This is a genomic window from Thiorhodovibrio winogradskyi, assembly GCF_036208045.1.
Classification (GTDB): Bacteria; Pseudomonadota; Gammaproteobacteria; order Chromatiales; family Chromatiaceae; genus Thiorhodovibrio; species Thiorhodovibrio winogradskyi.
Genome location: NZ_CP121472.1, coordinates 2,882,348 through 2,900,579 on the forward strand (window position 1 = coordinate 2,882,348; position 18,232 = coordinate 2,900,579).

General features: G+C 53.5%; 17 protein-coding genes. 14 read left to right on the forward strand and 3 right to left on the reverse strand.

Annotation, left to right across the window (positions count from 1 at the left end):
• The first annotated feature begins 17 nt into the window (after positions 1 to 17).
• The 4 genes from Thiowin_RS13050 (at position 18) to Thiowin_RS13065 (ending at position 4,161) form a co-directional block, all read left to right on the forward strand.
• Positions 18 to 698 (forward strand): ISAs1 family transposase, encoded by a 681-nt coding sequence (locus Thiowin_RS13050; protein WP_328983443.1) that lies wholly within the window; start codon positions 18 to 20, stop codon positions 696 to 698.
• A 279-nt stretch (positions 699 to 977) separates the two neighbouring features.
• Positions 978 to 2,141, forward strand: a complete 1,164-nt coding sequence (locus Thiowin_RS13055; protein ID WP_328983444.1) for an ISAzo13 family transposase — start codon at positions 978 to 980, stop codon at positions 2,139 to 2,141.
• Positions 2,142 to 2,895: 754 nt separating this feature from the next.
• On the forward strand, positions 2,896 to 3,717 hold the full coding sequence (locus Thiowin_RS13060; RefSeq protein WP_328983445.1) for a reverse transcriptase domain-containing protein: 822 nt from the start codon (positions 2,896 to 2,898) through the stop codon (positions 3,715 to 3,717).
• A gap of 15 nt (positions 3,718 to 3,732) precedes the next feature.
• On the forward strand, positions 3,733 to 4,161 hold the full coding sequence (locus Thiowin_RS13065) for a group II intron maturase-specific domain-containing protein (protein WP_328983446.1): 429 nt from the start codon (positions 3,733 to 3,735) through the stop codon (positions 4,159 to 4,161).
• Between the two features lie 382 nt (positions 4,162 to 4,543).
• Here the strand turns inward: Thiowin_RS13065 and Thiowin_RS13070 are convergent, their stop codons facing one another.
• The 3 genes from Thiowin_RS13070 to Thiowin_RS13080 form a co-directional block, all read right to left on the reverse strand.
• A complete protein-coding gene (locus Thiowin_RS13070) occupies positions 4,544 to 5,758 on the reverse strand; it encodes a TIGR03087 family PEP-CTERM/XrtA system glycosyltransferase (RefSeq protein ID WP_328983447.1) in 1,215 nt (404 codons plus the stop codon).
• A 121-nt stretch (positions 5,759 to 5,879) separates the two neighbouring features.
• Positions 5,880 to 7,070 carry a glycosyltransferase gene (locus tag Thiowin_RS13075; RefSeq protein WP_328983448.1) on the reverse strand — a complete coding sequence of 397 codons (1,191 nt, stop codon included), beginning with the start codon at positions 7,068 to 7,070 and terminating at the stop codon, positions 5,880 to 5,882.
• Positions 7,067 to 7,837 carry a YdcF family protein gene (locus tag Thiowin_RS13080; protein ID WP_328983449.1) on the reverse strand — a complete coding sequence of 257 codons (771 nt, stop codon included), beginning with the start codon at positions 7,835 to 7,837 and terminating at the stop codon, positions 7,067 to 7,069. Before Thiowin_RS13080 ends, Thiowin_RS13075 begins: the two co-directional genes overlap by 4 nt.
• Positions 7,838 to 7,917: 80 nt before the next feature.
• On the opposite strand from Thiowin_RS13080, the gene Thiowin_RS13085 reads away from it, so the two are divergent.
• From Thiowin_RS13085 to Thiowin_RS13130, 10 genes are all read left to right on the forward strand, one after another.
• Entirely contained in the window at positions 7,918 to 9,039 is a 1,122-nt protein-coding gene (locus Thiowin_RS13085; protein WP_328983450.1) for a GNAT family N-acetyltransferase, read from the forward strand.
• Positions 9,026 to 10,522 (forward strand): exosortase A, encoded by a 1,497-nt coding sequence (xrtA, locus tag Thiowin_RS13090; protein WP_328983451.1) that lies wholly within the window; start codon positions 9,026 to 9,028, stop codon positions 10,520 to 10,522. The genes Thiowin_RS13085 and xrtA overlap by 14 nt, the downstream gene beginning before the upstream one ends.
• A gap of 50 nt (positions 10,523 to 10,572) precedes the next feature.
• Positions 10,573 to 12,456: an asparagine synthase (glutamine-hydrolyzing) gene (gene asnB, locus Thiowin_RS13095; protein ID WP_328983452.1), complete on the forward strand. Its 1,884-nt coding sequence runs from the start codon at positions 10,573 to 10,575 to the stop codon at positions 12,454 to 12,456.
• A gap of 218 nt (positions 12,457 to 12,674) precedes the next feature.
• The gene (locus Thiowin_RS13100) at positions 12,675 to 13,805 is read left to right on the forward strand and encodes a GNAT family N-acetyltransferase (protein WP_328983453.1); all 1,131 of its coding nucleotides are present in this window, start codon (positions 12,675 to 12,677) and stop codon (positions 13,803 to 13,805) included.
• Positions 13,806 to 14,134: 329 nt separating this feature from the next.
• A complete protein-coding gene (locus Thiowin_RS13105; RefSeq protein ID WP_328983454.1) occupies positions 14,135 to 15,097 on the forward strand; it encodes an Rpn family recombination-promoting nuclease/putative transposase in 963 nt (320 codons plus the stop codon).
• Positions 15,098 to 15,180: 83 nt separating this feature from the next.
• Positions 15,181 to 15,474, forward strand: coding sequence for a hypothetical protein (locus Thiowin_RS13110; RefSeq protein ID WP_328983455.1), 294 nt, complete (start codon positions 15,181 to 15,183; stop codon positions 15,472 to 15,474).
• Positions 15,475 to 15,477: 3 nt separating this feature from the next.
• The gene (locus Thiowin_RS13115) at positions 15,478 to 16,182 is read left to right on the forward strand and encodes an SDR family NAD(P)-dependent oxidoreductase (RefSeq protein ID WP_328983456.1); all 705 of its coding nucleotides are present in this window, start codon (positions 15,478 to 15,480) and stop codon (positions 16,180 to 16,182) included.
• Positions 16,179 to 17,492, forward strand: a complete 1,314-nt coding sequence (locus Thiowin_RS13120) for a class I adenylate-forming enzyme family protein (protein ID WP_328983457.1) — start codon at positions 16,179 to 16,181, stop codon at positions 17,490 to 17,492. The genes Thiowin_RS13115 and Thiowin_RS13120 overlap by 4 nt, the downstream gene beginning before the upstream one ends.
• Positions 17,493 to 17,631: 139 nt before the next feature.
• Entirely contained in the window at positions 17,632 to 17,910 is a 279-nt protein-coding gene (locus Thiowin_RS13125) for a type II toxin-antitoxin system RelE/ParE family toxin (RefSeq protein WP_328983458.1), read from the forward strand.
• The gene (locus tag Thiowin_RS13130) at positions 17,907 to 18,200 is read left to right on the forward strand and encodes a helix-turn-helix domain-containing protein (RefSeq protein ID WP_328983459.1); all 294 of its coding nucleotides are present in this window, start codon (positions 17,907 to 17,909) and stop codon (positions 18,198 to 18,200) included. Before Thiowin_RS13125 ends, Thiowin_RS13130 begins: the two co-directional genes overlap by 4 nt.
• Positions 18,201 to 18,232: the final 32 nt, after the last annotated feature.

Below are 18,232 nucleotides of genomic sequence, written 5' to 3' on the forward strand. Positions count from 1 at the left end.
AAACCAACGAGATCGGGATGGCCATCCCGGTGCTCGACTCCCTCGACCTCACTGACAAGACCCTCACCACCGACGCCCTGCTCACCCAGCGCACGCTCGCTGAGTATCTCATCGAACGGGGCGCGCATTACGTCTTTATCGCCAAAGAGAATCAGCCCACGCTGGTTGCCGACATCCGCCTGCTTTTCCAGGCGCGGGGCGAGCCGGATTTTCGCGAGTCATCGGACCTTGCGCATGGGCGTATCGAAAGCCGCGCGATTTGGACCTCCACGGCGCTGAACAACTATCTCGATTTCCCCCATGTCGGGCAGGTCTTCGCCATTGAGCGCACCACCACTGAGAAAAAAACCGACAAGACCTCCGTCGAGACAGTCTTCGGCGTCACGGATCATACCCCTGAGAGTGCAAGCCCTAAGCGCCTGCTCGCCTTCAACCGTGGGCACTGGGGCGTTGAAGCCCATCACTGGATCCTCGACTGGAACTGGGATGAGGATCGCTGCACCATCCGCACCGGCCATGGACCAGAAAACATGACCCGACTGCGCCGGTTTGCCGCCGGTCTGATCAAAACGAAATCCAAGGATTCCGTGGCAGCCACCATCGAGAAGCTCGCGCGCAAAGTCCGCCGTGTCTTCGATTATCTGGGCATGACGGCAAACTCAATGCCCCGCGCTGCCCGTGTCGCGCCTGTTGGTTAGAACGGATTTGCCGTGCCTTATCTTGCTAGCCAGCTGTTATCTTTGCCATTGCTTTTTGAGAAGTTACAAGTTACTTGGAAGACGATTGATTCTGCGTTAAGGTGATTTCAACTAATAAAGCTACCATAATTTAGCCTCTTGAAGGCTTTTTCTGACTCAGAACATGGGTAATAATGGAAGCCTTTCTGATTGTTGGAGAGTTTTTAAGAAATGGCGCTACCATCAAACTCGTTGCCCACCTGCGAACATGTTGCGGACATCCGATTCGCGGCCTCGAAAATGCACGGTTGCGAGCGTCGTGCCTTTGTCGCTGAGATGACCCTGAAATACTGCGCAGGCAGCGCGCGAAAAGCCGAGTCGCTGTTTGGCTGGGGGCGCGAGATGGTGGAAACGGGTCTCGGCGAGGCGCGCACTGGAGTCGTGTGTCTGAGTGCCAAGCCCTTGACGACTGGAAGGAAGCGCTGGGAAGAGAACTATCCCGAAGCGGCAGCGGATTTGCGTCGACTCGCCGAGGAGCACGCCCAGCAGGAGCCAAGCTTCACCAGCACCGTGGCCTTTACCCGGCTGACGGCGGCACAAGCGCGCCAGCGGCTGCGTGAACTCGGTTATCCGCAGGAGGCTCTGCCCGCACGCGGCACGCTGGCTAGAATCCTCAATCGACTGGGGTATCGTTTGCGTCGCGTTGTCAAAGCCAAGCCAAAAAAAAAGATTCCGCAGACCAACGATATCTTCATCAACATCAAGAAGAAAGACGCCGCCAACCAAGTGCTGGGCGCCAAACGCATCAGCGTTGACTGCAAGGCGACCGTGAAACTTGGGCCGTTCTCGCGCGGTGGGTTAACGCGCGGCAACCAGCGCGCCTGTGATCACGACATGGGCGATAACGGAAAGCATCCCCCTTGCGGCATCCTTGATGAAGACACCGGGCAACTCACCATCCACTTCGGAAGTTCAGCAAAAACCAGCGACTTCATTGTCGATGCCTTGCAGGCGTGGTGGGAGCGGCTCCCTCTTGCCGAACGGCAGGCCACCACGCTGATTCAGATCAAGATCGATAACGGGCCTGAAAGCAGTGGCGTACGCTCTCAGTTTCTTCATCGCATCGTGGCATGGGCTGATCAAATCAACAAACCCATCCACTTGCTTTACTTTCCACCCTATCACAGCAAATACAATCCCATTGAGCGGTGCTGGGGCATTCTCGAACTGCACTGGAACGGCGCCCTACTCGTCGATACCGAGACCATGCTCGCCTGGGCGCGCACCATGACCTGGAAAGGCATCCAACCGATTGTGAATCTGTGCACCACCGTCTATGAAAAAGGAATCTCTCTGACAAAAAAAGCCATGCGAGCCGTCGAAGCTCGGCTGGATCGCAATCCTGATCTGCCTAAGTACGATATTCTGATTCAGCCCCTCGGGGCTGGTAGCTTTGTTTCCTGAAATCACCTAACTACCTGCCTGGAAAATAATTCCACCCTGGCCCCGTTCTGGCCCTCCGCCGGGCCGGTTAAGCGAGAGCGAAACCTGCGACGGCTGGAGTAATTCGTTAGGCGATTACGTCAGTTTGATTCAATTCCTGAGAATTAAACCGAACCTGACCGTTCGCAGTAACAACAGTAAGTCTAGCGGGTTAAAGTCCCGTCCGGGGAGTTGTCCGTACACCTCGGTAGCATGAGGAAGCGGCGTCTTGGTAACAAGGGGTCGTAAGTTTCCCCCCAGCAAGAGAGCAGGCCGTCAGCTAAGTGAACCTAGATGTAGCCTCGTGAACATAGGTTGGAGACGCCGACCCTGTGGTCAGAAGGGGAAGGCCGTTGGATGGCCGCTGGAAGAACGGAAGTGGTGGTCATCGTCTCTCGGGGTAGCAGGGGCGGCATGTTCTTGAAGATTTACTTGTCCAGTGCTGGAGATCCGTGGCGGGGGGTGGAGAGAGGCCACCACCGACGGCGTATAAGGTAACGAAATCGTCGTCGCCCGTCACGGAAGTCGGAGGGGTTCCCACTTGATCCGATAGGGTACCGCTTGAGACCGAGGGACAACACAACCCTTGGTCGAGGGAAGGGACCCTACTTTGTTCACGCAACCAACGAGTGGAGGATCAGGGGATTGCCATGTCGCTAACAACCCCGGAGAAGATCAGGACACTACAGAGGAAGCTATCCGCCTTGTGCCAAGCAAGAACCTGGCTACCGCTTCCATGCGCTCTATTGCCTTGATGTACCGGGAGGACATCCTCCGTCACGCCTGGAATCTTGTCCGGTCAAATGGAGGCAGCCCTGGCATTGACGGGGTGAGCTTCGAGATGATCGAGCAAGGCGAAGGGGTAGAAGGGTTCCTAAAGGGCATCGCAGAGGAACTGCAAGAGAAACGCTACTGTGCCCAACCGGTACGGCGGGTGATGATTCCCAAAGGAGATGGGCGCGAGCGGCCGCTGGGGATACCCACCATCCGTGATCGTGTTGTGCAAATGGCGGTTAAGCTGGTCATCGAGCCGATCTTCGAGGCGGACTTTACGCCGCACTCCTACGGGTTTCGGCCCAAACGCTCGGCCCACGATGCCATCGACGACATTGCCAACGCACTCTGGGCCGGTCACACCCAAGTGATTGACGCTGATCTGTCGAGCTACTTCGACACCATTCCCCACGCCAACCTCATGGCGGTGGTCGCTGAACGCATTGTCGATGGAGCCATCCTGGCGCTCCTGAAACAGTGGCTGAAGGCCCCCGTCATTGGCGTGAATGATCAAGGAAAACGCATGACCGTCGGTGGAGGGAAAGGCAACCGGGTTGGAACACCGCATGGTTGTGTAATATCCCCTCTGTTGTCGAATCTCTACCTGCACTTGCTGGATCGTATTTGGGATCGACATCGGCTGAAACAGAAGCTGGGCGCGCACATTGTCCGCTATGCGGATGATTTTGTTGTGCTCTGCAAGCAGGGTGTGGAAGAACCGCTGAAGGTCGTCCGCCACGTCGTGGATCGACTGGGTTTGACGCTCAATGAGACGCCCGATTGAGATCAGGCCCATGTGGTGGATGCCAAGGAATCGGGCTTCAACTTTCTGGGCTTTACGCTCCAGATGAGCCGAGGCGCCAAGACCGGAAAATGGTACCCGAACGTGCGCCCGTCGGACAAAGCTGTGGGAAAAATCATGGCAAAAGTGACGGACTTAACACGACGAGAACTGACCTGTATCCCGCTGGACGATGTGGTGGGGAGTGTCAACCGCAGCCTGAGAGGCTGGGCGGGCTACTTCCATTTCCGCAATTCCAGTCTGGCGATGAGTAAGGTCAGAAACCACGCCGAACAGCGGCTGCGAATCCACTTGCGAAAGCGACATAAGGTCAAGAACTGGAAGGCAGGCCATGCCAAATTTCCGTCTCGCGACCTCTATGACCGCCATGGACTGCACAAGCTCCCAAAGGTACCCGGCTGGAAGACGGTGCATGCCTTGGTGTGAAGAGCATCGGAAAGCCGTGTGCGGGAAAATCGCATGCACGGTTTGATGAGGGAGGGCTGGGAGTCATCGCTACGCCTCGGCTATAAGGCACCGCCAACGCTGCGGAAAACAGATGAGCTAAAGCGAGTGATGACAACCTGCCCTCTACTCTATCCTTTTCTACCTTTTCTACTGAACCTTATTCGTTGTGCCGATCACAGAATGGTGAATTGTTGCGGTATGTTCAATTTCCCAGTATCTTTTCAATCGCTTATGCTCTTTCTCCAAGGCTCTGCCAGCTTGGATCCCCGACCCGGCTGGCCAGCAATTGAAAAAACTTCTGCAATTCATCAATATTCTAACGCATTGTCCTTGCGGAGGAAAATGACATCTCGGTGAGGCATTATACAGCCTTGTCAATCCCCAACAACTCGCGCAAAGGTTTCAGCTGTCCCGCCCAAGAGTAATTCCGGTTAATGGTTATAAGCGCCTCTTGGCGCACTTGATTATAATGAGAAGGATCATTGGTTAAATATTCAATCCGTTGAAAAAAACTGCTCGCCGTATCAGCAATAAACAAGTTTCGCCCATCATCATAAGCAATCCCATCCGCACCCATTGAGGTCGTAACCACCGGCAAACCACAGGCCATGGCTTGCAGTATCTTATTCTGTATTCCTCGCGCCATGCGAAAAGGGGCCACAAACAGCGATGAACGGTGGAAATAGGGCAAGATTTCGGTAACATAGCCAGTTACCTCGATACCATCATTTTCACCCAACGCCTGGATAGCCGGCGTTGGATTCATGCCAGCAATAGTGAACTTAGACTCTGGCCAGCGTGCTATGACCAATCGCCAAACATGCTCGAAAAACCACATAACAGCATCAACATTGGGTGCGTAGTCCATAACCCCGGCAAACAACAAGTGCGGTGGCGATATCTTCGGCGGCTTTAAAGGCGGGTGAAACTCACTCGGGTCAATTCCGTTGCCAACAGTCAAAACCCGACAGCTTGCATTTGGCTGGGAAGTCAGGAACAGGCGCGTCTCAGGTTCTGCCACCAAGAATGCCGTATCAAAAGAAACCGCCACCAGTTTCTCAAGTTCAGCCACTTTCCGAGCTTCACGCACATACACCATGCGCATCCAAAACGAAGATTTTGCAGCATACTGCGTCCATTTATTAGAATCCAAGTCCATAAAATCCATTATTATTTTTGTCTTTCCAGACAAAGTCCGGCGGCTTTTCTTAACATAAGGCGCCATACTCGAGGCAGTACAGATCACCGCATCAAATGGAGTCTTTAAAGGTATCGCACGCAAATTCTGCAATAACGCGTTGGAATAAAAAAAAGCCTCACTGATAGAAGAATTAAGCAGCAGAGCACGAAGATATCGACAAAGTTTCGGTACGACTTTAAAATAGTACACATTACATTCGGCGTGCTCTTGCTGAAGTTGCTCACAGTACGCAACCTCAATGTCCTTCTCAATTGGACAAAGGAGTGTCACCTCAGCCCCATTCTCAATCAAATTTCGGATCTGATGATAGGTACGCAGCTTTTCCCCTTTATTCGGCGGATAGGGCACTCTATGCGCCAGATAAAGTATTTTCACTCCATCCACTCCTAGACAACGCCATCGCTAAATAGTGTTAACGGACTATCGGCCCACGCACATTATCATGATCTGGGACAGCTAATATGTAGGCAAGCCAATAAATAGCCACAGACCAGCTTCATGGAAACAGGCCTTGATAAAGTGTAAAATATTGCTTCACCATATTTTCAACTACGAAATTTTTAGTAAAACGCTCTTTTGCTTGCCGTGAATAGAAGGCACTTTTAGCCGGATCAGCCAACAAAGCCTCCATCGCCACTGCAAAGGCCGCCTCATCGTTATTTGAAGTGACTAAACCATTGTCTTCATGAACTATAATTTCCGGATTCCCGCCTGAATCAGTCACAATACATGGCTTACCAAGGCTCATTGCTTCCAACAGCGTCATGGATGTCCCCTCACTCAAGGATGACAGCAAGAATACATCCATTGCGCCGAGGTGATTGACAGGATTGCTTATATAACCACTAAAAAATACGCGTTCCCCTATCTCCAACTGCTGGCAAAGTGCTTGCAAGCGCACGCGCTCTACCCCATCCCCTACCATAAGCAACCAGGCGCCAGGGTGTCGCGCGGCCACTCTGGCAAAGGCTCTTAGCATCATGACCTGATTCTTGATGGGATCAAACCGCGCTACGGTCCCAAACAACACATGGTTATCAGCAACACCGATATCCGAGCGTATTTTGGCAACCTTAGCCAAATCAGGCCTTAACGGGACAATACCGTTGTAAATGATAGAGATCGCCGAGGGTTTGATCGCTTCGTAATCAACCAATGCTTGCTTGGTCGCACGGGAGATCGCCGTGGTCGCATCAGTCAACCTGGAAAACCAAGGATTAAGCATGCGTCTCTTCCAACTGCTCGCGTCAGGGTAAAATCGACCATGCTCGGTAAAAATCACCTTTGCTCGAGTCCAGAAAGATGCCAGCAATCCATATACCCATGGTGTATATTGATGACAATGCAGGATATCGATTTTTTGTTCTCTAACTACTCTCCGGATCGCCCAGATTAATGACCAGTCGAAGCCTTGCCGGCGGGAATAGCTATGGATTGGAATCCCTTTATTCTCAAGTTCTTGCCCCCAAGGCCCCAAGGGTTTTTCGATACAAAACAATGAAAAATCGACATCAGGATAGCTGCCCGCGAAGCCCTCGATAATATTCTTTATCACCATCTCGGTTCCGCCGATACCCATATCGTAGGTAACATGCAAGACTTTTACACTCACCAACAGCTCACCCCCCTTAAAGTGCCGAACGTTATAGCCCCGCAACGCATCATCCGTAAAAAACGGTAAGATCATTTCTGGCTTGAACTTAGCTTGCGCATAGTCATAAAATAATCCTTGGTAAAGGCCATATATTCATAGAACGCCCGTCGAGAAGCCTCGAGAGCGAAAATTGATGGTAGTTCGATCCTGGGTGTAAGATCGCCGAGAGTTAAATAATCCACTGGATAAAATGAGATCGTCTCGCGTTCGCCCGTCAACAGCGCAAGTCGCCGAATATGTGTCGCTGACGATATAATCAGTACTGGTTGGCTTTCCAAATGCTCAGCTGCACTTGCGATCTCAACAGCAGTCGTCCCTCCATGCTCAATCACAAAAATATCTTGTTCATTTACGCCTAGTGAACATAACAACTCTCTCGCTTTCTTCGCATAACTCACAGTCTCGTGAAATCTGTTCTTCCCGCCAGTGACCAGAATCTGACCGCCGTACTCATGGTAAAGCCGAGCTGCGGCAGTGAGTCGCTGCAAGGAACACTCCGCCCAGCGACTAATCTCGGGTACCTTGCCTTTCCCGTTATAGAAGCAGGCCAATGGATAAATCAATGAGGTTGCATTTTCAAGTTTCGGTTGGTCCCGATTCAGATGCTCCAAGGGATACAACAGCAACTCGGCAAAATACGGCTGAGAGCAGACAAGCAGCACAGTGACACTGAATCCATAGCTAAATGCTTTTACTCGTATTAGTTTTCTAAGGCTGGCAAGAAATCCTATCAATAAAAAAAAACTTGCAAGCACCAGCGGCGAGCACAGAGTCACGGCAATCGCCTTAATAATTTCCACTTGACAATCTGCCCCTATTTCGTACACTGAACCGAACAGATGTTTCCGAGCAAGCCCAAACTCGAGGCAAACTTGCGATAATGGAACAGCCCAGCTTGTATCGCGTACACCTATCAGAACCTGACGAACTTGATCAACTTGAGCATACCTGGTTATCAATTCAGAAAACCGTTGAAGATATTCCCTTTTTTCTAACTTGGACCTGGATTTCCTGCTGGCTTGACACCTATAAACCCCATTTTCTGCAGGTTACGGCCTATTTTCAAGAGACCCCGGTCTGTATTGGCCTGCTCACATTGTCTCATATCACACGTCGCAACCTCATCCGCTCCAGGCAACTCAGACTCCACCAAACTGGAATCCCCAGCCAGGACCAGATATGGATTGAGTACAACGACTTTCTGGCCGCCCGCACACACCGCCATGCCGCCGTAACTGCCTGCTTGCTAAAGCTTGAGACCCTGCCAGATTGGGACGAAATGATTATTTCAATGATGCCGCGTGCACGCTCCATCCAACTTGATCCATATTATCCTCATATCCGCAGACCTCTCAACTCACCAGCCTATGGCATAAGCTTACATCAATTCGAGCGCGATCCTGCCCGATTCCTACCCACTCTGTCAACGAATACTCGCTACCAAATTAATAAATCCGCACGTATTTACGAACAAGCGCACGGAAGTCTTTCTCTTGAAATTGCTGACACTCAAACCATGGCCATAGACTTTTTTCATTTAGCTGGGCAACACCACAAAACACGCTGGCCCGATAGCGGCTTTAAAAATACGGAATTCGTACAATTTCACGAACGCCTCATTCGCGCAACACATGCATCCAAGCAAACACGATTGATGCGCATCAGTGCTGGCGATCAGTTAATTGGCGTCCTATACTTTTTGCTCGACTCAAAGATAGCTTATTTCTACCTTCAAGGCCTCAATTACGGGAAGGATCCAAAGCTAAAACCAGGTTTATTGTCACATTCCTTGGCCATACAACATTTTATTGCGCAGGGAATACGTGTTTACGATTTCATGGGTGGCCATAGCCAGTATAAGTTACAACTCGGCAGCTTTACCCAACAACTCGACATGGTGCTCATTCAACGGCCAAGAGTGGTTTTTTGGCTTGAAAATCTAGCGCGCAATTTGAAAGCCACCATCATTACTGCCTTAAAAAATTCCCATGAACAAATTTAATAATACATGGCTCTTAATGGGGCTGATACTCCTAATACCCGCGGTTTTCCCCGACACCACATGGTCCATGGTCAAAGTTTGGGCCGTCAACGAAACCTTTACTCATGGGTTTCTCGTTTTCCCGATTTCTTTATGGTTGATCTGGCAAGATCGGACACAGATAAATCAAATAACGCTGACTTCAAATCCATTGGCACTGGTATTGGCGATTCCTGTGCTAGCAATATGGACACTCGGCGCACTTGTGGACATCAAAGTCGTCCAACAACTAGCCCTGATCACCCTGATTCCGCTCACTGTCTGGACCTTGCTGGGATGGAATATTCTGCGTGCGGTCTTGTTTCCTCTCTGCTATTTACTGTTCGCTGTCCCACTGGGGCAGGAACTCATTCCCCCATTAATGGACTTTACCGCCGATTTTACAGTTGCCTTGATCAGGCTATCTGGTGTTCCTGTCTATCAAGATGGGCTTTATTTCACTTTACCTTCCGGTAACTGGTCGGTGGTTGAAGAGTGTAGTGGCGTACGCTATCTCATTGCCTCTCTCGCTCTGGGTACCATTTACGCCTACATGGTTTATCAAAAACTCTATAAAAGGATTATCTTTTTTCTCTTTGCCTGCGCGATCCCTATTCTTGCCAACGGCTTGCGTGCCTACATGATCGTAATGATTGGACACTTTAGCGGCATGAAATATGCCGTCGGCGCGGATCATCTGCTCTATGGATGGGTCTTTTTCGGTATCGTGATTTTTCTGATGTTCTATATCGGTGGAATTTGGCGAGACCCGCAACCAGAACTCCCAGTGTCTAACGGCAAGCCTCTTTCCAACTCCCCCACTAGCCTGCCAAAAAATGCCTTGGTTCCAGTGATCATGCTAGCCACGCTGCTCACTGTAACCAAGTTGTTTACCGCGTACCTCATGGACCCCCCTGCTGACGAGTTCAAGCCCGCTTATGTCGAAGTCGTGGACCAATTCGGGGACTGGCACAAGCGAGATAGCCTTGGGTTTGACTGGGCGCCTATTTTTAACAATCCAGACAGACATTTGAACCAAGGCTACGAACATGACAACGGCAAGGAGACATTGCGGCTTGATATTGGTTACTTCCGCTATCAGCGCGATGGTGCCGAAGCCGTTTCCTCTCTTAACCGACTGTCAGATCCTTATGGAGGCGATTGGAAAATTATCGCGAGCAGAACAAGCCATGATGGAAACCATCAAGTTCAGGAAACTGAAATTCAAAAAGGGGGCCAAAAGATATTGGTCTGGAGTTGGTACCGAGTAGGTGATCAAGCAGTCGCCAATTCCACTGAGGCAAAACTTCGGCAATTAGCTAACAAATTTCTCAGCCAGCGAGATGACGCATCCATGATAACCCTTGCTACAGAAATTAGAGACGAGGTTGCTACCGCAAGAGCCAGACTTAATCAATTCAAGCTCCTTCTGGACCAAGACGTATTCTTGGCTCCAACTCATTAATCGTCCCATCGCCTTTAACTCGCAGAACACTTAACGCGGAAAATTTTAGCATGTGCGGAATCGCAGGCTTCACCCGATTTCATTGTGACCTTGGCGACGAAACTACCTTGGAACGCATGGGAGAAGCGATCAGGCACCGTGGACCCGATGCTCAGGGAAGTTACCTTCAGGGGCCCATTGCATTACATCACCGCAGGCTGTCAATCATTGACCTCTCCGCGGCAGGCAACCAGCCGATGCATTCCCACTGTAGTCGTTACACTATTGTCTTTAATGGCGAGATCTACAACTTTCTTGAGTTACGAGAAGCTCTAGCCAACACAGGCTACCCATTTCGCACCCATACGGATACGGAAGTGATCCTCGCACTCTACGCCCGCAAGGGGCGCGATTGTCTTGCTGATCTCAACGGCATGTTCGCGTTCGCACTCTGGGACCAGGAGGCGGAGACCTTATTCCTGGCGCGCGACCGCATCGGCAAGAAACCACTCTACTACAGTAGCATCAACGGCGACATCGCCTTTGCCTCCGAACTCAAGGCCTTGCTCGCCGCAGGCTTGGTTCAACGCGAGATCCGAATCGACGCGCTGCGTGATTATTTTTCCTACCAATATATTCCAGACCCAAAAACTATCTTCGAAGGAGTCTTCAAGCTCGAGCCCGGTCACTGGCTGGAAATCACTGCCGGTGGCCAACGCAAAGCACAGTACTGGGATCTTTCCTTCCTGGCCAACGCCACTGAAGAAGACCAGGCAACCAAGCTGTTGGGCAAGCATATCCAAAAAGCCACGCGCCGACGCATGGTCGCTGACGTACCCCTCGGCGCGTTCCTATCCGGCGGTGTTGACTCCAGTGGCATCGTCGCCACCATGTCCCAGCTCAGCGAGCATCCCGTCACGACCTGCTCCATCGGCTTCGATGAAAAACGCTTTAATGAGACAGAATTTGCGCGTATTGTCGCCGAAAAATACGCGACCAATCACCACGAGTACGTGGTAAAGGAGCGTGTCGCTGAGAACCTGCTCGAGATCGCACGCTATTTCGATGAACCCTTTGCTGATCCTTCCCTGGTACCCACCTACTTTGTCTCAAAGCTCGCCAGGCAGCAGGTGACTGTCGCCCTAGCCGGCGACGGCGGCGATGAAGTCTTCGCCGGCTATGAAAAATACGCCATCGATGCGATCGAAAACCGCTGGCGCGAGCGCGTACCGGCATTCATCCGCCACAATCTACTGCACCCAATCGCCACACTACTGCACCGCTCACCCTTCGGACTCCTGCGGCGCGCAGGCACGCTTCTGTCGGCTTTAGCCACGGAAGCAGCCATGGGGTTTTACCTCTCCAACGCGCAAATCACCGATGCGCAGTGGCAGCGCATCGCAAGCGAGGACACTCAAGAACGCCTTTCCGACTACCACCCGAGTGCCATCGTCCTCGACACCTACCGGCGCTGCGATGGCACAGACCACCTCTCACGCATTCTCTACACCGACATCAAAACCTTCCTGCCGGGCGACATTCTAGTCAAGGTCGATCGCATGAGCATGGCACACGCTTTGGAAGTGCGCGCGCCACTGCTGGACTATGAGCTGGTGGAATTTGCCGCGCATCTGCCGTCAGCCCTGAAGTTTCGCGACGGTGAGAAAAAGCGCATTCTCAAAGCCGTCTTTAAGCCATCCCTACCCAACGCCATTCTAGACCGACGCAAGATGGGCTTCTCCCCGCCACTGGCAGACTGGTTTCGCGACGAATTGCGCAACCTCGCGGAGGAAAAGCTCCTCAAGGCCAAGGACGGTCTCCCAGGCTACTTCAAGGTTGAGCGTATCAGGGAGCTATGGACCCAGCACCAGGCCCGCACCCATGACCACGGTGCTGTCCTTTGGAGTCTGCTCATGTTCCAGCTATGGTGGCAGGAGTACATGAGCGACGCCTGATGACCAAACCACGCCACGTTTCTCGCCTCAATCCAATTCCAAAATCATCGACTTATCCTCCCACATTACGAATCGGCTTAATATTCATTGACAGCCTCCACATCGATCATGTCGTAACGCGCATGCGTCCCGACAAACTTTGCTCCAGCATTGACCGCACATCAAGTATCGTCATAAGCTCACCCTTAAGATATTTCCTCCAGGATTTTTTCAAACCCATGTCCGCGCCGGTCACCGCCACCCTCCTCGCAACCGGATCCGACGGGATGTCTACCCTGCGACCCGCAACGGCTGCAGATGCCGAGCGCTGGGATGTCTATGTCATCGACCACCCACTTGGCACGCCCTACCATCGCTGGGCCTGGAAGTTGGCGCTTGAAGACGGGTACGGCCTTACCACAGCGTACTCTCTTGCGGAACACCCCCAGCACGGCATCATCGGCATTCACCCAGCCGCACGATTGCCGCATCCATTGGGTCGTGGCCAATTATGTGCCTTGCCCTACTGTGATCGCGGCGAACCCTTGGCTAATGACACTGACATCGCCATCGCGCTCACCACCCGATTGCTGGAGGACGAATCTGGCCCACTCGAAGTGCGCGCGACGCAAGGCAATGACACAGCACTTGACGACCACGCGATTGAGAACCTAAGCCCGGGGCAAAAAGTCCGTCTACTACTGGACTTGCCGCATCGTGCGGAAGACCTCTTTGCCGGCTTCAAAAGCAAACACCGTAGCCAGATCAATAAGGCCCGCAAAAACGGCCTCACCGCAAGCGTGGGTAGCTCGATTGAGCGCATTCAAGCCTTCTACCCGGTATTTGCGCGCAATATGCGCGATCTTGGCTCCCCCACCCATAGCCGACGCTGGTTCGCTGCCATCGCCCGCCACTATGGCAACGACTGTCTGATTGGGCTTGTGCAGCATAATGACATCATCATCGGTGGTGGCATAGTGCTCCTCGCTGGCCAGCGTGCGGCCATCCCCTGGGCATCAACACTGAGAGACTACAACCACCTGGCACCCAACATGCTGCTTTACTGGGCACTCCTAGAGGCGGTGATTGAACGCGGCGTCCAGCATTTCGATTTTGGTCGCTCCGGGTTCGGCGAGGGTACTTATCGCTTCAAAACCCAATGGGGCGCGCGTCCCGTCCCCCTCGCATGGAGCAAGGTCGTCCGATCCGCGCAAGGCATCGAAAGGCTAAGTGCGCTTGATCCGCAGCCAGTGCAAACCCGCACGGCGGGAGCTTTGCTGCGACGAAGCGCCGAGACGGTCTGGCGCTCTCTGCCCGTTCCGCTTACCATCGCCCTTGGGGCGCGTATTCGGCCTTGGATTAGTCTTTAGTTTCAAAGAAATCAAGACGACGAGAGAAACCCATGACGAGCATCGCGGAACTCATTCACGAAGAGGAAAAAACTGGGTTTTGAGACTTCAGCCATAAAGAATGTCCTGCTTCTGCCCCTGAGGTATATTGATCAGCCCTTTTAAGGTGCAAAAAACATTTAAGATCAAATATTTGCAAGATCAGGTGATCCTGGCAATCCTCGAACCCAGCGATTTCGCGAAACCACTTTGAAGCAAAATCAAGGGATTGCAAGCGGACATATTTTGCCGCCTTAAAAGGACTGCCCCATCAATACTGACCGCCGAACCCAAGCTGACCGACCCTCGCCGTGACCAAGACCAACGATCTGCTTGATCCGAAAAACGACTATGTCTTCTTCCGCATCTTCTCCGAAGACCCGGAACTGCTGATCGATCTGATCAACGCCGTGCGCGCAGACCAGCCACCAATCACCGAGATCACCCTCCTTGATGCCCGCCTGACGCCAGAGCGCATCCAGGGCAAGCGCCTGGTTCTCGACCTCAGAGGCATCGACGAACAGGGGCGACGCTATAATATCGAGATCCAGGTGCGCCGCTTCCCGTTCTGGGCCAGTCGCGCCATGATGTATCTCGCGCGCCTCTACAGCGAGCAACTAGACGCCGGCAACGACTATCAGGAAGCCCAGCCGGTCATCGGCATTCACCTGCTCGACTTCGACCTCTTCCAAGAGGAGCCCGGCGACCAAGACAATGCCCTCTGGCGCTTCGACACCTACGACCACCAGAATGCCCGCAGTCTCGGGCACATCATGGAGCTGAACATTGTCGAACTACGCAAAGCCGACCGGCTCGGCCAACTGCCAGAGCGTCTCTCCGCCTGGATCGCCTATTTCGAACATTGGAACGAGGACGATGTGATGAACAACCTAGCCCATCCCCCCATCCAGAAAGCCCGAGCCAAGCTGCGCGCCATGAGCGCCGATGAAGAAGAACGCTATTGGGCGGAATCGCGCGCCAGGGCATTGAGCGATGAGGTCACGATGCTAAATGCGGCGCGCAGGGAAGGACGCGAGGAAGGTCGAGAGCAAGGACGCGAGGAAGGTCGAGAGCAAGGCGCTATCGCAAGCACCCGCCGCACGCTGCTGCGCCTGACTCACCGTCGCTTCGGCGAGGCAGCGGCGGAACACGCCAGAGCGCTATTGGAAACCATCACTGCTGCGGATCGGCTTGAGGAGTTGGCAGACGAATTCATCCTCTGCGCCGACACGGACGCTTGGTTAGCCGCCTTACGCACCGCCGCCAAGCAGTGATCCATCTGCCTTTCACGCCCAATGCCCGCCCCATGGCGAAGTTTTTTGAAATACCCCCACGAATACCGGCCACATGAATCACAATGCAAACAACAAAAATACAGCAAATCGTCTTCAACGCCATCGAGATGGTCAACAATCTGAGACAGGATAACGAGCAGATTCCAGTGGCCGCCTCCACCGAGCTTTTTGGCCCCGGCGGTTACCTCGATTCCATGGGGCTGGTGGGACTGCTGCTCGACATCGAGGAATCCCTGGAGAATGAAGGCCACCAAGTCTCCCTCAGCGATGACCGCGCCATGTCGCAGCGCAACAGCCCATTCCAGAACGTGCAAAGCCTGGTGAGCTACATCGAAGGTCTGCTGCCCAAGGACTAAGGCATGGGCGCGAGAACCATTCTCATCACCGGCACCAGCCGGGGCCTCGGCCAAGCGTTGAGCGAGCATTTCCTCGCCCAGGGCGACACTGTCATTGGCTGCGCGCGCAGCGAAGGCGCCATTGAGCACCCCCAGTACCAGCACCACCGGGTCGACATCACCTCAGAAGCGGAGGTTACCCGCCTGTTTTCCGGTCTCAAGCGCCAGCACAGCCACCTCGATGCCCTGATCAACAACGCCGGCATCGCCAGCATGAACGCATTCGCGCTAACCCCCGCGAGCACTGCGGCACGGATTCTCAACACCAATATCCTGGGCACCTTTTTGTTCTGCCAAAAAGCGCTGCGCCTGCTGAAGAAATCCCAGAACCCTAGAATCGTCAACTTCTCTACCATCGCCGTCCCGCTCAAGCTTGAGGGCGAATCCATCTACGCCGCAAGCAAAAGCGCCATCGAGACCCTAACCCAGGTTCTCAGCAAGGAATACGCGCCCTTCGGCATCACCTGCAATGCCATCGGGCCATCACCCATCGACACGGCACTGATTCGCAATGTACCCAAGGCAAAAATCGATGCACTGCTCCAGCAGCAAAGCGTCAAACAAATGGCCACAGCCGCTGATGTCATCCATGTGATTGAATTTTTCCTCAGCCCCAACAGCCGCCAGATCACTGGGCAAAAGCTCTACCTGGGAGGGTTCTGCGCATGATCGGATTCTTTCTCGACACCATGCGGCAGGCGGGCGAGCGGGAGGCGATTGTCTTCCGCGGTCAGTCGACAAGCTATCGGGACCTGAGCCAGAAGACCGACGAGGCCCTCGCCTGGCTGCGCCAGCAGGAGATCCCGGCCGGCGCCGTCGTATCCTTTGATGGGGATTATTCACCTGCGGCCATTGCGTTATTTTTCGCCCTGGCCGCCAATCGCGCCATCGCCGTTCCCCTGTCATCGGACTCCCATCAGCACTTTCAAGAATTTCGCGACATTGCGATGTCCGAATACGATGTTTCGATCGTCAATGAGGGCTATGTCCTGACCCGCACCGGCCGCCATGCCGATCACCCACTCTACGATCAGCTCCGTCAGCACCAGTCCCCCGGGCTGGTGCTGTTCTCCTCCGGCTTAACAGGCAGAAGCAAGGCCATTGTCCAGAATCTCGACAAGCTGATGGCGAAATTCCACACGCCACGCAAAGCCCTGCGCATGCTCATTTTCCTGCAACTGGACCACATCGGCGGCGTCAACTCCCTGCTTTACACCTGCGCCAACCAGGGCACCCTGATCGTCGCCGATGGCCGAACGCCAGAACAGGTCTGCGCAGCAATCGAGCGCTTTCAGGTCGAACTCCTGCCGACCTCACCGACCTTTCTCAACCTGCTCATCTTGTCGCGCGCTGACGAAAGGTTCGCTCTCTCCTCCCTCAAGCTGATGACCTACGGCACTGAGCCCATGCAGGCCAGCACGCTCAAAAAGCTCAACGCGATCTTCCCGCACTGCCAGTTGCAACAAACCTACGGCTTGTCTGAGCTCGGCATCCTCCGTTCCAAGTGGATGAAGGTTGGCGGGAAGGAATTTCACACCAAGATCGTCAACGGAACACTCTGGATCAAATCCGACTCGGCCATGCTGGGTTACATCAACGCCCCCTCCCCCTTCGATGCCGAAGGCTATCTCGACACTGGCGATCTGGTCGAGCAAGATGGCGATTGGATTCGCATTCTCGGGCGCCAGAGCGAAATCATCAATGTCGGCGGCGCCAAGGTCTACCCCGCCGAGGTGGAAAGCCACCTGCTAGAAATGGACAATATCGAGGACGTAGTTATTTTCGGCGAGACTCACCCGATTACCGGCAAAATCGTGATCGCGAAAGTCAAGCTCTCCCAACCCGAACCCCTCAAGGAGTTCAAAAAACGCATGCTCGCCTTTTGTCGCGACCGCATGCCAAGTTACAAGGTACCCGGCAAGGTTCTACTGACCGATCAGGCCACGCACAATGAAAGGTTCAAACGCTTGCGGCGTTAGCCTACTTGGGCAAGTTAGATAACGAATAAGGTTTCAGAAAAACCGAAATGCTAATGCAACCCGCTTACGTAACACCTCAAAAACCGGCGTTGCGATAGCATCGGTAAAATCCTTCGGCAGCAGCTTTTGCAACGCAACAATGCCGAGGGCAAACGCCACCCGGTCAGCGCCTTCGGTTTTCTACGAAGCATTGCGCCAACCCGGCCAGGATGCCCGTGCGTGCCTCGACCTCACGCAACAGCAAGACGCCACCGTCGCTACTGATGGGGCCACCGGCGCGTTTCGGGTAATCTACGTCGCCAAGCACGCCGACGCCATCTATGTGCTGCACGCCTTCCAGAAAAAGACCCAACAGACCCGCAAAACGGATATCGACCTCGCCGCCAAACGCTACAAGCTAATTGAAGAAGCACCATGAAAGACGACGATACACGCATTATCGAAAGCAGTGGCAACGTCTTTGCTGATCTCGGCTTCGACCCAGCCGAGGCGGAGGTGATGAAAATGCGCACCGAACTCATGATTCGCACGGCACAGCAATTAAAGGCCAAGGGTTGGACACAAGCGGAGGCCGCGCGTCACCTGGGGATAACCCAGCCTAGGGTGTCCCGTCTGGTCAAAGGCAAATTGGAAGATTTTAGCCTGGATATGCTCCTAACCTTGGCAACGCGCGCCGGACTTCATCCGGAGCTGCAGTTGAACCCGTGAGGGATCTTTCTACGCCATAGATGTCACCAGAA

Bases quoted from the DNA above. Each gene is read 5' to 3' on its own strand.
- xrtA (WP_328983451.1), top strand. From the start codon at position 9,026: ATGAACAAATTTAATAATACATGGCTCTTAATGGGGCTGATACTCCTA.
- Thiowin_RS13100 (WP_328983453.1), top strand. From the start codon at position 12,675: ATGTCCGCGCCGGTCACCGCCACCCTCCTCGCAACCGGATCCGACGGG.
- Thiowin_RS13075 (WP_328983448.1), bottom strand. From the start codon at position 7,070: ATGATCTTACCGTTTTTTACGGATGATGCGTTGCGGGGCTATAACGTT.
- Thiowin_RS13130 (WP_328983459.1), top strand. From the start codon at position 17,907: ATGAAAGACGACGATACACGCATTATCGAAAGCAGTGGCAACGTCTTT.
- asnB (WP_328983452.1), top strand. From the start codon at position 10,573: ATGTGCGGAATCGCAGGCTTCACCCGATTTCATTGTGACCTTGGCGAC.
- Thiowin_RS13085 (WP_328983450.1), top strand. From the start codon at position 7,918: ATGGAACAGCCCAGCTTGTATCGCGTACACCTATCAGAACCTGACGAA.
- Thiowin_RS13120 (WP_328983457.1), top strand. From the start codon at position 16,179: ATGATCGGATTCTTTCTCGACACCATGCGGCAGGCGGGCGAGCGGGAG.
- Thiowin_RS13125 (WP_328983458.1), top strand. From the start codon at position 17,632: ATGCCGAGGGCAAACGCCACCCGGTCAGCGCCTTCGGTTTTCTACGAA.
- Thiowin_RS13110 (WP_328983455.1), top strand. From the start codon at position 15,181: ATGCAAACAACAAAAATACAGCAAATCGTCTTCAACGCCATCGAGATG.
- Thiowin_RS13050 (WP_328983443.1), top strand. From the start codon at position 18: ATGGCCATCCCGGTGCTCGACTCCCTCGACCTCACTGACAAGACCCTC.
- Thiowin_RS13055 (WP_328983444.1), top strand. From the start codon at position 978: ATGCACGGTTGCGAGCGTCGTGCCTTTGTCGCTGAGATGACCCTGAAA.
- Thiowin_RS13115 (WP_328983456.1), top strand. From the start codon at position 15,478: ATGGGCGCGAGAACCATTCTCATCACCGGCACCAGCCGGGGCCTCGGC.
- Thiowin_RS13060 (WP_328983445.1), top strand. From the start codon at position 2,896: ATGCGCTCTATTGCCTTGATGTACCGGGAGGACATCCTCCGTCACGCC.